General features: G+C 64.5%; 12 protein-coding genes. 5 read left to right on the top strand and 7 right to left on the bottom strand.

Annotated elements, in window-relative coordinates; genetic code table 11:
• Positions 1-18 precede the first annotated feature (18 nt).
• On the bottom strand, positions 19-789 hold the full coding sequence (yaaA, locus tag O3298_RS09590) for a peroxide stress protein YaaA (RefSeq protein ID WP_305059126.1): 771 nt from the start codon (positions 787-789) through the stop codon (positions 19-21).
• Positions 790-819: 30 nt separating this feature from the next.
• Here yaaA and O3298_RS09585 point away from each other — a divergent pair, with 30 nt between their 5' ends.
• The 3 genes from O3298_RS09585 to O3298_RS09575 all read left to right on the top strand — a co-directional run bounded on the left by O3298_RS09585 (position 820) and on the right by O3298_RS09575 (position 3,665).
• Entirely contained in the window at positions 820-1,254 is a 435-nt protein-coding gene (locus O3298_RS09585; RefSeq protein WP_070281998.1) for a putative toxin-antitoxin system toxin component, PIN family, read from the top strand.
• Between the two features lie 82 nt (positions 1,255-1,336).
• Complete coding sequence (locus O3298_RS09580; protein ID WP_305059125.1) at positions 1,337-2,515, top strand: pyridoxal phosphate-dependent aminotransferase; 1,179 nt, start codon at positions 1,337-1,339, stop codon at positions 2,513-2,515.
• Positions 2,516-2,561: 46 nt separating this feature from the next.
• Positions 2,562-3,665 carry an HD-GYP domain-containing protein gene (locus O3298_RS09575; RefSeq protein WP_099667534.1) on the top strand — a complete coding sequence of 368 codons (1,104 nt, stop codon included), beginning with the start codon at positions 2,562-2,564 and terminating at the stop codon, positions 3,663-3,665.
• Between the two features lie 28 nt (positions 3,666-3,693).
• On the opposite strand, the gene O3298_RS09570 is transcribed toward O3298_RS09575, so the two are convergent.
• Entirely contained in the window at positions 3,694-4,152 is a 459-nt protein-coding gene (locus O3298_RS09570) for a nuclear transport factor 2 family protein (RefSeq protein WP_289914329.1), read from the bottom strand.
• 229 nt (positions 4,153-4,381) lie between these two features.
• Complete coding sequence (locus O3298_RS09565) at positions 4,382-5,053, bottom strand: DUF2625 family protein (RefSeq protein ID WP_305059124.1); 672 nt, start codon at positions 5,051-5,053, stop codon at positions 4,382-4,384.
• Positions 5,054-5,372: 319 nt separating this feature from the next.
• On the opposite strand from O3298_RS09565, the gene O3298_RS09560 reads away from it, so the two are divergent.
• Together O3298_RS09560 and O3298_RS09555 are read left to right on the top strand one after the other, a co-directional pair.
• The gene (locus O3298_RS09560; protein WP_305059123.1) at positions 5,373-6,224 is read left to right on the top strand and encodes a helix-turn-helix transcriptional regulator; all 852 of its coding nucleotides are present in this window, start codon (positions 5,373-5,375) and stop codon (positions 6,222-6,224) included.
• A gap of 29 nt (positions 6,225-6,253) precedes the next feature.
• Entirely contained in the window at positions 6,254-7,288 is a 1,035-nt protein-coding gene (locus O3298_RS09555) for a serine hydrolase (RefSeq protein WP_305059122.1), read from the top strand.
• Positions 7,289-7,295: 7 nt separating this feature from the next.
• Here O3298_RS09555 and O3298_RS09550 read toward each other — a convergent pair whose 3' ends face one another.
• Genes O3298_RS09550 through mshL form a run of 4 tightly spaced genes read right to left on the bottom strand, consistent with a single transcriptional unit; the run spans position 7,296 to position 11,993 of the window.
• A complete protein-coding gene (locus tag O3298_RS09550) occupies positions 7,296-8,198 on the bottom strand; it encodes an alpha/beta hydrolase (protein WP_305059121.1) in 903 nt (300 codons plus the stop codon).
• Between the two features lie 25 nt (positions 8,199-8,223).
• Entirely contained in the window at positions 8,224-9,282 is a 1,059-nt protein-coding gene (locus O3298_RS09545; RefSeq protein ID WP_305059120.1) for a tetratricopeptide repeat protein, read from the bottom strand.
• A gap of 17 nt (positions 9,283-9,299) precedes the next feature.
• The gene (locus O3298_RS09540) at positions 9,300-10,205 is read right to left on the bottom strand and encodes an ExeA family protein (RefSeq protein WP_251348319.1); all 906 of its coding nucleotides are present in this window, start codon (positions 10,203-10,205) and stop codon (positions 9,300-9,302) included.
• Positions 10,206-11,993, bottom strand: a complete 1,788-nt coding sequence (gene mshL / locus O3298_RS09535) for a pilus (MSHA type) biogenesis protein MshL (protein ID WP_289897537.1) — start codon at positions 11,991-11,993, stop codon at positions 10,206-10,208.
• Positions 11,994-12,031: the final 38 nt, after the last annotated feature.

The raw sequence follows: 12,031 nt of genomic DNA, 5'->3' as shown, positions 1-12,031 counted from the left end.
CTAGCCCGGTTTTTTTACTTATACACCCACTTTGCGACGAAACACCCAGCTGGTATCGTTCGAGGCTTCCGGCACGAAACCGTAGCCGTCGACGTCGAACTCTTTCAGCTGCTGCGGGTCGCGGATGGCGTTGACGGCCGCATAGCGGGCCAGCATGCCGCGCGCGCGCTTGGCGTAGAACGAGATGATTTTATATTTGCCGTTCTTCCAGTCCTCGAACACGGGCGCGATGACGGGCACGTCCAGCTGGCGCGGCTTGACGGATTTGAAATATTCCTCGGAAGCAAGATTGACCAGCACCTTGGCGCCCTGCTCTTTTGCCGTGCGGTTCAGGCCGTTGGTGATGGTGTCGCCCCAGAATGCGTACAGATCCTTGCCGCGCGTGGTCGACAGCCGCGTGCCCATTTCCAGGCGGTGCGGGTGGATCAAGTCCAGCGGGCGCAGCAAGCCGTACAGGCCCGACAGGATGCGCACGCGCGACTGGGCATAGTCGAGCTGGGCCGGCAGCAGGCTGCGCGCCTCGAAACCGGCATACACGTCGCCATTGAAGGCCATGATGGCTTGGCGCGCTTCCGCCAGCTTGGGCGTCCAGGAAGCGTAGCGAGCCACGTTGAGGGCCGACAAGGCATCGGAAATGCCCATCAGGCTGCCCACTTCGGCGGGCGAAAACTGGCGCATGCGGGCTATGAGCTGGGCGGAATGGTCGAGAAAATCGGGGGTGCTGTGCAACGAGGTTGTTGGCGGCGTCTCCAGGTCGAGACTCTTGGCGGGCGAAAGCACGATCAACATAAATTATCACTACAGAATAGAATTGCCGACATGATACCTGCTCCACAAAAACTCGTCCTCGACACCAACGTTTGCCTCGACCTGTTCGTCTTCAACGACCCGCGCTGGGCGCCCCTGCTGGCGGCCATGGAAAGCGGTGCCGTGCACGCCATCACGCGCGAAGATTGCCGCGCGGAATATCTTGTCGTGTTGCATTACAAACATTTGCCGCTCGACGAAGCCAGCCGCGCAGTCGCCGCCGCCCGCTTCGACGCCCACATCACGGTCGTGGCGCCGCCCGTCTCCGGCGTGCGCCTGCCCGTCTGCACGGACAAGGATGACCAGAAATTCCTCGAACTGGCGCGCGACGCCAACGCCGACATCCTCATCACCAAGGACAAGGCCCTGCTGAAACTGGCCCGCAAGACGGCCAAGGCCGGCATGTTCAAGATCATGGTGCCGGAAGGCTGGGCCTTGCCAGGCTGAGCCATCGAGGGCTGCACGGAACGCCACGCGCTGCGCTAGAATGGGAAACGATTCCACTTTCCGCACCGCGCCCCTACCGCTCATGAACAGCCCGTCCCTGCCCTGCACGACTCCCACCCTGACCACCCGCTTGCCTCTCGTGGGCACCACCGTGTTCACCCGCATGTCCAGCCTGGCGGCCCAGCATGGCGCCGTCAACCTTGGCCAGGGCTTTCCCGACTTCGATTGCGACCCGGCCCTGGTCGACCTGGTCAGCGACGCCATGCGCGCCGGCCACAACCAGTATCCGATGATGACGGGCGCCGCGCCCCTGCGCGAGGCCATCGCCGCGAAAATCGCCAGCTTGTACGGCCACGGTTATGATGCCGGCACGGAAATCACCGTCACGGCCGGCGCCACGCAGGCGCTCACCACCACCATCCTGTGCTGCGTGCACCCGGGCGACGAAGTCATCGTCATCGAACCGGCCTACGACAGCTATCTGCCCGCCATCGCGCTGGCCGGCGGCGTGCCCGTGCTGGTGTCCATGCAAGTGGGTGAGCAAGGCTACAGCGTGCCGTGGGACAAACTGGCCGCCGCCGTCAGCAGCAAGACGCGCTTGATCATCATCAACACGCCGCACAACCCGACGGGCACGATTTTGCGCCCGGCCGACATCGCCGCACTGGCCGACATCGTGCGCGGCACGCAAATATTGATCCTGTCCGACGAAGTGTACGAGCACATGGTGTACGACGGCGTGCCGCACGCCTCGCTTTCGCGCAACCCGGAACTGGCGGCGCGCAGCTTCATCGTCTCCAGCTTCGGCAAGACGTATCACGTGACGGGCTGGAAAGTCGGCTACGTGGCGGCACCAGCAGCCCTGACGGCGGAATTTCGCAAGGTGCACCAGTACAACGTGTTTACCGTCAACACGCCGATGCAGCACGGCATCGCCGGCTACATGGCAGACCCGCAGCCCTACCTGGACTTGCCCGCGTTTTACCAGCGCAAGCGCGACCTGTTCCGCGACGGCCTGGCGGGCAGCCGCTTTACCCTGCTGCCGGCCGACGGCACGTATTTCCAGTGCGTGCGCTACGATGCGATTTCGCAAGAGACCGAAGCGCAGTTCGCCGAATGGCTGACGACGGAAATCAAGGTGGCGGCCATTCCCGTCTCCGCGTTTTACGTGCAGGGCAAGGAGTCGGGCATCGTGCGCTTCTGCTTTGCCAAGAAAGACGAGACCTTGCGCCTGGCGCTGGAGCGCCTGCGCAGCATATAACCGAGCACTGAACATGGCTTCGCTGCGGCGGGGCAAAGGATGACAGATGGTACAGCGTCGCATCGGCCCGGCCGACCTGGTTCCCGGCGAACCCCTGCCCTGGGATCTGTTTTTGGCTGACCATAGTGCCGGCCCGCAACTGCGCAAGGGGCAGATCATCACGGATGGCACGCAGCTGGGCCGTTTGCTGCAGCTGGGCCTGTACGTGGGCGCGCCGGACCAGCCATCCGTCTTGCGCTTGCTCAATGAGGCGGCGCAACGCCTGGAACGGCTGCTACTGGACTTGCGCAGCGAAAGCAATGCCGAGCGCGACGTGCGCGACATCGCCCGCGAACTGCTGCGCGCGCTCGAACACGATGCCGATATCGCCCTGGCCAGCATCCTGCTCAACCAGATCGCCGGCAGCTACGCCGTGCGCCACTGCATCGAAACGGCCTTGCTGGCCATGCTGGTGGGCCGCGGCATGCACAAGTCGCACGATGAACTGCTGCTGATCGGCGCGGCCGCGCTGACGATGAACGTGGGCATGCTGCGCCACCACGACAGCTTCCAGGACCGGCGCGGCCCCCTGAACGACGACGAAATGCGCATCGTGCGCCAGCATCCGCAGGAAAGCACGGAATTGCTGCGCTGCGCCGGCGTCGATGACGAGGAATGGCTGAGCTGTGTACTCTTGCACCATGAAAACGACGACGGCAGCGGCTACCCGCAGGGGCGCACGGCCGATGAAATCCTGCAAAATGCCAAGCTGATCGGCCTGGCCGACCGCTATTGCGCCCGCGTCTCGGCGCGCAACTACCGCCGCTCCATCGTCCCCGACCAGGCGCTGCAGCACATCTTCCTCGACCAGGGCGTGCCCATCGACCCGCTGCTGGGCGAGCAATTCGTCAATCTGCTGGGCAAGTATCCGCCCGGCACCCTGGTACGCCTGCGCAGCGGCGAACTGGGAGTGGTGACGCAACGGGGCGCCGGCCATGTGCATCCGCTCAGCGACCCGCTGGGCGCGCCGCTGGCCGCCGCCGAGCTATCGCAGATGACGCCGCGCGACACGGGCGACAGCCAGTTCGCCATCGTCTCGTCGCTGCACGAAGACGATGCCGGCATGCATTTCAGCATGCGGCACGTGTGGGGCGACGAGGCGCGGCTGTAGGCTGGCCGGACACCAGGCACGGCTCACTTCACGGTTTCGGCGGGCGGATGCCCGTGTACTGTGCGCTGACCAGCAGCCATTGCTTGTCAACAAGCCGAGCGACATAGCCGGCGCGCAGGGCGAAATTGCGGGCTACCCCATCCTGGTTGAGACGGTAGGACAGCCGCGCCGAGATGAGCGCCGTATCGCCAAACAGGCGCACCACTGGTTCATCGACCTGCAGCTGGGGACTCGGCCGCTTCTGCTCCGGCGCATAGAAGGCGAGCATTTTTTCACGCCCGTCCACCTCGCCGACCGGCGATATTTCCACATAATTCTCCGCCGTGATGGCGTTCAAGGCCACTTGATCAAAGTTGCTCTGCGCCTGCGCATGGCGTTGCACCAAGGCGACCAGTTCGGCATCGGCGGGAGCCGCGTGCGCGCTGCCGATCGCACCGAAGGCGCCCAACAGACAAGTGGAGAGGACATGTGGAAGGGTCAATTTCATGCGTATTCATCCTGATCGGGGTCGTTGAGAAGCATCCGTTGCCTGCCGCGGCAGTATCGGACACTCGCTGGCGGGCGGCGCATCGCGAGAAAGCCCATCGTATGCTATCCCCTATCCCTCTTCTCGCGCATGCCATTGCGACAAAGCGCTTGAATCGGGGGTTGAAATGCCATTTCGCCGGCCCGGGATGCGCAGGGCGATGCCGTCAAAGACGCCCGCAAGCCATGCCTCAGTTCGCGCCTGCAGGAGCGTCCAGCAACTTCTGTTGCAGATCAAGGTTGAGCGCCCACTGCTCTTCCACGGGAATGGCGCGCCGCGAGCTGGTCTTGAGGGACCCTTCTTGCGTCCACAGAAACGGATAAAAATTCAGGCAGAGGTCGCCGGGCAAAGGCAATTCGGGCAATTCGTCAAACTCCTGCGCATCGCCGGGCTGCCGGCAGTAAAACTGCCGCAACTGGCGAGTAAAAGCCCATTCGACGAACGCCGTGTAGCCGATCTCCAGCGCTTCCCACGCCAGTGTCTCGGGCGCGAGGTAATACATCTTGCCCTGGTCGGCCCCGAGTGCGCCGCCGTTGATGGCAAAAAAGCCGCCGAGCACGTCGTCGGCCACCAACAGAAAGCCTTCGGCCTTTCCTTCGTTCCACATTGCAATGTTCCGCTCCAGCTTGCCATGTCCCGAGCCCAATATCCGCAGCCAGCCGTCATCCACCAGAATGCCCCCGGTTTCATAGGCGATGGCGCCGAGGGGGGAACGCGTGGTGACCTGCAGGCTCAGCAGCACATCTTCCCTGCCGGCCGAGGGCGGCAGCAATTCCACCGGGATGTCGGCCTCGCTGGCCCATTGCCGGATCAGCGGAAACGCCGGGTCTTCACTATCCAGTAATTCATTCAATGTACGCATTGCACCTGACCTTATCGATGACCGCTTCCGGCGGTCGGAGAGTTCATGACGACGCTGGCACTGCCAGGCGGGCGGCGCCCGGCATTCCAGCGGCTCGCCCCTGGCGCGATCCAGTATCGATGGCGACATCTGGACGCTGCGCAAATTTTACACATAGCCGCCCCGGCACCCCTGCACGCCTGCCAGCAGCCACGCAAAACCGGCCTGAGCCGCCGTCCCACATCCCGTGCATTCCCCCGAATCGACCGTTCATCCTGCGCCTGGCGCCATTCGTCGTCCCGCGCTCGCCCGTCAGGACGGCCGCACATACCATGCCGATATGACCACTCCACTCCAGTTCAAATCCGGCCAATTCTATGGCGACGTGCATCACGGCGCGCGCGGCAGCATCTTCGATATCCGCCGCCTGAAGGCCACGCGTGGCGAGGATGAAGTCGAAACGCACCGGCATGACGATGCCCACTTCGTCTTCGTTCTGTCCGGCACGTATATTTCCAGCGCCCTGCACGCCCCGCCGCGCGCGCCTTCGCCCACCCTCGTCTTCAATCCTGCCGGCACGACGCACCGCGACCGCTTCGTCGATGGCAAGGGCAGTTTCATGACGGTATCGCTCGACCCTGCCCTGCTGTCGGGCGCCGAGGAATTGCATGCGGCCCAGGAGTGCGCCACCGTGTTGCGCGATATGGCCAGCGCGGCGGCCGCGTTCCGGCTCGCGCGCGAAGTGGGCCGCGGCGGCGATAGCGCCTTGCTCGAAGCGGGCGCGTGGGAAATGCTGGCCAGCCTGCACAAGGCGCCCCGGCAGGCGCCCCCCGCCCTGCCCGGCTGGGCCCACCAGGCGTATGAAGCAGTGATGGACCTGGCCAATGACACGCATCTGCGCATCGCCGACGTGGCCGCCGCCCTGGATGTGCATCCCGTGCACCTGGCCCGCGTGTTCCGCCAGGCCTGGGGCTGTTCGCCGGGCGACCTGCTGCGCTGGCGCCGCGTCGACCAGGCCAGCGGCTTGCTGCGCCGCCCGGAACTGAGCATGGCCGACGTGGCGCTGAGCGTGGGCTTTGCCGACCAGAGCCATATGACGCGCGCCTTCCAGGCCCGTTACGGCATGACGCCCAGCAACTATCGCCGCCAAATGTTTCAAACGTCCAAGACAATGCCCAATTTGCAAGACTAGACTGCACTTTTCCAACTCAGGAGTACACCATGTTGCGATACATCCCCCTTCTTCTCGCCTTCGGCAGCAGCGTCCACGCAGGCGAGCTGGACGGCGTCACCACCGCCATCGAAGCGGGCGACTTCAAGCAGGTCACCAGCGTCGTGGTGGCGCAGCATGGCAAGCTGCTTTACGAACACTACTTCGACAAGGATGGCGCCGAAAGCCTGCGCAACACGCGCTCGGTGGGCAAGACGGTGGCCGGCATGCTGGTCGGCCTGGCCATCGAGCGCAAGCTCTTGCGCACCGACTCCCCCGTCCTGCCCTACTTTCCGGAACTGCGCCCACTGGCCCATGCCGACCCGCGCAAGGACAAGATCACGGTCGAGGATTTCCTGACCATGAGTTCGCTGCTCGAGTGCGACGACGACAACCAGCATTCGCGCGGCAATGAAGAGCGCATGTATCTGGTGGAAGACTGGAGCCGCTTCGTGGCGGACCTGCCGATCCGCGGCTTTCCCGAATGGCAGCCCCGCCCCGAGCAATCGCCGTACGGCCGCGCCTGGAGCTATTGCACGGCCGGCGTAACCCTGCTGGGACCGCTGCTTGAAAAGGTGAGCGGCCAGGGCGTGCCGGACTTCGCCGCCGCCAACCTGTTCAAGCCGCTTGGCATCGACAAGGTGAAATGGCAATTCCAGCCCAAGGGCAGCGCCATGACGGGCGGCGGCTTGCAGCTGCGCAGCGTGGATCTGATGAAGCTTGGCCAGCTCTACCTCGACGGCGGGCGCTGGCATGGCAAGCAGGTGATGCCGGCCGAATGGGTCAAGCGCTCGATCGCGCCTCACGCCAACGCGCGCGAAGGCATGGACTACGGCTACCTGTGGTGGCTGCAACCGTTCACGGCCAATGGCCGCACGGTGCAAAGCTATGGCATGGCGGGTTCCGGCGGCAATAAAGTGCTCGTCCTGCCGGAACTCGATGCCGTGGTCGTCATCACCACGACCAACTTCCAGGTGCGCGACGCCCATGGCATCAGCGAAAAATTGCTGACCAAGCTGATCCTGCCGGCATTGATGCGCCCGTAAGCGCCCTTCATTTTGCGGACGTCAGATACGCCCGCAAGCCATGCGTGAGCACGAAAGGAAACACGCTCGCGTGATCTTCATCCGCGAAGACGCGCAAGCGCGTCTTCAGGCCGGGGAACTTGCGCGATGTCAACTTCCCATCGAATTCGCGCAAGTCGGCCACCATGTCGGCGTCCTCTTCCGAACGCGAACGCTTCTTGCCCGCCGCCAACTTTTCCAGGCCGCCGATGCCGAAGAACACGGACGCGGGCAAGTCCTTGTGGCTGGCCGCATACGCCTGTTCGCGGTCGAACATGACGCCGGCGTCGTACCACAGCGACGGGCTGCCGAGGATGTAGTGCTCGAAGGTGCGCGGTTCCGTCAGCAGCAATTGCAGGCCCAGCAGGCTGCCGTAGGAATGGCCGATGAACACCTTGCGCTGCATGTTCGCGCGATATTGCTGCGCAATAAAGGGAAACACCTCGCCCCAGATGAACTGGCCATACGCCTTCGCTTCGCCGAACGCGGGCTGCCGCCCCGGCATGTCCGAGCGGTAATCGTGCTTGCGCGGCGTGGTGGGCGTGTAGTCGCGGCGCCGGCTGTACACCCCGCCATCGCCGTTGGCATACGACAAGCCGACCACGATGACCTCTTCCATCCCCGCATGCTTGTTCAGGCGCTGCGCGATATTGCGCACGACGGGAAACGCATAATTGGCGTCGACGACGAACAGCACCGGATAGCGCTTATTGCACTGCCGATAGGAATCGGGCAAGGCGACATATAGCTGATAGTCGCGTTTGAGGGCTTGCGCGCGGATGTCGCGCACTTCCGTATTTTCAAGAACGTAGCTGGCCGGGGCGCTGGCGGGGGCGGCCAGGGCGCTGTTGGCCAGGCAGCAAAGGACGATGAGCAGATGCAGAGGCTTCAAGCTGTTTCTTTCATTGAGGTAATAGTTACTTCGCCGTCGCCGCCGTCAGCTGCACCAGCTTGCGCTCGACAAAGGCCTGCAGCTGGGGCGACAGGGTTTGCAAGCCCTTGGCCCGTTCGAACGCCTGGCGCGCCTGGGCCGGGTGGTTGTCGGCTTGCAAGGCGATGCCGAGGCCCATCCACCAGACGCTGTTGTCGGGCACCGCCTGCAGGGCCAGCTGGTAGTGTTCGGCCGCTTCGCGGTAGCGCTGCTCGCGCTGCAGCACGCCGGCCAGGAAGGCGTGGTATTCGCCGCTGTCGGCGGCGTACGGCAAGCTGCGCATGAGGGTATCGAGGGCCGCCGCGCCGCCATTGGCCTTGTCCAGCTGCAAACGGGCCAGCATCATCGCTTGCGCCGGCTGTTTCGGGTCCAGCGCCAGACTCAGCTGTAACTGGCGGGCCGCCTCGTCGGGACGCTGCGCTTCCAGCAGCAGGCGCACCAGGGTTTCGCGCGCGCCCTGGTGGCGCGGATCCAGCTGCAGGGTCTGCTGCAAGGCCAGCATGGCGTCGGACACGCGGCCATCCTGCAACTGGGCCAGCGCGCGCCGGTATTCATTCTCCACGCGCTGCTGCGGCGTGACTTGTTTTCCGTCAATGATACGTTCACTCACAGCGGACGCGGCCGTCTTCACCACGGGCGCGCCAGCAGGCTTGACGGCTTGTTGCGTGATGCGGCGCATGTCGGCGGCACGCAGCTTGGCCGGCGCGGGGGCGGCTTCCTCGGCCTGAAATACGGGTTCGGGTTCCGCCGCCACGACGGGTACGGGCACGGGTGCAACAACGACGGCAGGCGCCGGTGCCGGCACTGGAACCAGGACCGGCGTACTGGCCACGCTGACCAGCACGGGCGGCACGGCCGGGCGCTTCAGGTAGACCCAGCCCAGGGCGATGGCGGCGGCCGTCAAGCCTGCGGCGCCGCCGAAGACCAGCGCGCGCGAGACGCCCCGCTCGCGTTCGGGCACGGAGCGGATACCGGCCGCGTCGCCGCGTCCATCGGGGGTGCCGCGGGCATCGAGGTCTTGCAACATCTTGTTAATCAGGCTCATCTACAGGCTCATCTTCGTCATCGGTTCAATAAAGTCCAGCTCGCGCCGCAGGCGGCGGCCAGCACGCCGGCGCCGGCCAGCCATGGCCACGGCCTGCGCCAAAAGCGGCGCGGCTTGCTGGCCAGGGTGTCGCTGGCGGCCAGCGCCACGTGGCGGCCGCCGACCTGCTGCCGCCCTTCGCCATACGCCACCATCAGCGCCTTGTGCGCCATGATATTGATCAGGCGCGGGATGCCGCCGGACGCCTTGTACAGCTTGGCCACGCCGCCACGGCTGAACAGACGCGCGCCATCGAAACCGGCCACGCGCAGGCGGTGCGCCACATAAAAATCCACGTCGTCGCGCGACAAGGGCCCCAGGTGATAGTGAAAGGTGATGCGCTGCGCCAGCTGGCGGATTTCCGGCAGGGCCAGCTTGACGTCCAGTTCCGGCTGGCCGAACAGCACGATCTGCAGCAGCTTGCGCTTTTCCGTTTCCAGATTTGTCAGCAGGCGCAGCGCTTCCAGGCTGTCGACGGGAATCGCCTGCGCTTCGTCCAGGCACAGCAGCACGCGCTTGCCTTGCGCCGCCAGGTTGAGCAGGCGCAAGTTGAGTGCGCGCAGCAACTGATGCTGCTCAATATCCTTTTCCAGCAAGACATCCAGGTCCTCGGCCAGCGCCAGGATCAGCGAACGGGGCGACAAGTTCGGATTCGGGATGTAGGCCGTGACGAAGTCCGGCCCCAAGGATTGCATGAACTTGCGGCAAAGAAAAGTCTTGCCGGTGCCCACTTCGCCAGTGATCTTGATGAAGCCCTCGCCATTGCGCGCCGCCACCAGCAAGGTGTTGAGCGCCTTTTGCGACTGCGGGCCGTTAAAGAAGAAACTGGTATCGGGCGTGAGGCCGAACGGCGCCTCGCGCAAGCCGAAATGGGCCTGGTACATTTAGCGCCGCTCCGACGGACGGCGCGGGTCGAGCGCCTCGATGCGCTTGCCCGAATCGAGCAAGTCCTCGTTCCAGCTATTGGCGCCATCGACGATGGTCGGCTTGATCAGCACCACCAGCTCGCGCTTCTGGATCACCTGCCCCGTGTTGCGGAACAGCGCGCCCAGCACGGGGATATCGCCCGCGCCCGGCACTTGCGAGCGGTCCGACGTCGTGGCCTGGCGCATCAGGCCGCCGATGGCGACGATGCGGCCGTCCTGGCTGCGCACCATGCTGTCCATCTCCGACGTGCTCGATGCCGCCAGCGGCAGTTTCAGGGAACCGGCGCTGCCCAGGTCGATTTCCTTGCTGATGGTCGACACCTGGCTGACGGATGGGTGCACGTGCAGGATGATGTTGCCATCCGCGTCGATCTGCGGCGTCACGTCCAGCACCACGCCGGAAAAGAAGGGCTGCAAGGTCACGTTGGGGCTGGTCGTCGCGCCGCTGGCCGTCGTATTCGTCGTGGTCGACACGCCCGTCACGTAAAACTCGTCCGTGCCGATCTTCAGCACGGCCTTCTGGTTGTTCATGGTGGCGATGCGCGGGCTCGACAGCACGTGCACGGAGCCTTGCGATTCCAGGAAGGAAATCATCGCCGCGAAATTGGCCGTCTGGAAGGCCAGGCCGAACATGGAACCGGCCGAGGTCGCCGCCGAGCTGAGGCCAAAGCCGCTGCTGGCCGTCAAGCCGCTGCCATTCGTCATGTTGGGCGGCTGGCCGCCATTGAAGGGCAGCGGCGCCAGGGTGCCGCCCGGCTGGATGAAGCCCGTCGAGATGCGGTTCGTGTGGCCGCTCTTGATCGAGGCGAACGAGGCCCAGTTGATGCCCGTCTGCGTGTTGTCGTTGAGTTCGACTTCGAGGATTTTCGCTTCCAGGATCACCTGGCGGTCGACGGACAATTGCGTGGCCTTCAAATACATGTCGACATTGCGCAACTCTTCCGGCATGGCGCGGATGACGATCACGCCCGATTGCGGGCTCAGCACCACTTGCCGGCCGCCGTCGCTGCTGCCGACGATGGCTTCCAGCGCCGCCTTCAGTTCCGGCCAGAAATCGGCCGTCGACGAGGTGGTCAGGTTGCTGCTGTCCAGCGTACGGCCGCCCTGGCCGCCATTCGTTTGCTGGTTCTGCTCGTTGTTGTTGCCCTGATTGTTATTGCCGCCATTTCCGCTGTTGCCGGAGCCGCCCGAATTGGTCGAGCCCACGGAACCGACCGACGTCGACGACACGCGCAAGTTGGAACTGCCGCGGCGCGCGCCCGTCAGGTAATTGACGTGGAACAAGCGCGTCTGCATGGTCAGGGGCTTGATGTAGATCTGCGTGCCCTCGACCTTGTAATCGTAGCCATACAGTTCGCGCACGGCGTCGAGCGCCTGGAACAGGGTCACGTCCTTCAGATTGGCGGAAATCGTGCCGCCGATGTCGGGATGGACCAGCATGTTGTAGCGCGTGCCGGCCACGATGGAAGTGAAGAACTGGCGCGCCGGCACATTGTTGAACGCCACGTTGAAGCGCTCGTCGAGCGCGGCGCGGGCCTTCGGCAATTGCTGGGCCAGGGCCGCCACGGGCGGCAGCAGCGCCGCTTCCACGGCATCCGGCTGGGCCGCCGGCGCCGTGGTGGCTGCCGCGCCCTTGACGGCATCGGTGATCGCATTATAGGTGTCGCGCTTGACGGGCGCGACATTGCAGCCGCCCAGGCCCAGGCTGACGCTGATGACAGCCGCCATCGTACTGATCTTGAACATGCTCGCCTTGTGTTGATTGAGTTGCTTGGCCACTTCTT

It is taken from the genome of Janthinobacterium sp. SUN137 (assembly GCF_030587265.1).
Classification (GTDB): Bacteria; Pseudomonadota; Gammaproteobacteria; order Burkholderiales; family Burkholderiaceae_D; genus Janthinobacterium; species Janthinobacterium kumbetense.
This window is presented reverse-complemented; position numbering and strand designations above follow the sequence as displayed.

Bases quoted from the DNA above. Each gene is read 5' to 3' on its own strand.
- yaaA (WP_305059126.1), bottom strand. From the start codon at position 789: ATGTTGATCGTGCTTTCGCCCGCCAAGAGTCTCGACCTGGAGACGCCG.
- O3298_RS09585 (WP_070281998.1), top strand. From the start codon at position 820: ATGATACCTGCTCCACAAAAACTCGTCCTCGACACCAACGTTTGCCTC.
- O3298_RS09580 (WP_305059125.1), top strand. From the start codon at position 1,337: ATGAACAGCCCGTCCCTGCCCTGCACGACTCCCACCCTGACCACCCGC.
- O3298_RS09575 (WP_099667534.1), top strand. From the start codon at position 2,562: ATGGTACAGCGTCGCATCGGCCCGGCCGACCTGGTTCCCGGCGAACCC.
- O3298_RS09570 (WP_289914329.1), bottom strand. From the start codon at position 4,152: ATGAAATTGACCCTTCCACATGTCCTCTCCACTTGTCTGTTGGGCGCC.
- O3298_RS09565 (WP_305059124.1), bottom strand. From the start codon at position 5,053: ATGCGTACATTGAATGAATTACTGGATAGTGAAGACCCGGCGTTTCCG.
- O3298_RS09560 (WP_305059123.1), top strand. From the start codon at position 5,373: ATGACCACTCCACTCCAGTTCAAATCCGGCCAATTCTATGGCGACGTG.
- O3298_RS09555 (WP_305059122.1), top strand. From the start codon at position 6,254: ATGTTGCGATACATCCCCCTTCTTCTCGCCTTCGGCAGCAGCGTCCAC.
- O3298_RS09545 (WP_305059120.1), bottom strand. From the start codon at position 9,282: ATGAGCCTGATTAACAAGATGTTGCAAGACCTCGATGCCCGCGGCACC.
- O3298_RS09540 (WP_251348319.1), bottom strand. From the start codon at position 10,205: ATGTACCAGGCCCATTTCGGCTTGCGCGAGGCGCCGTTCGGCCTCACG.
- mshL (WP_289897537.1), bottom strand. From the start codon at position 11,993: ATGTTCAAGATCAGTACGATGGCGGCTGTCATCAGCGTCAGCCTGGGC.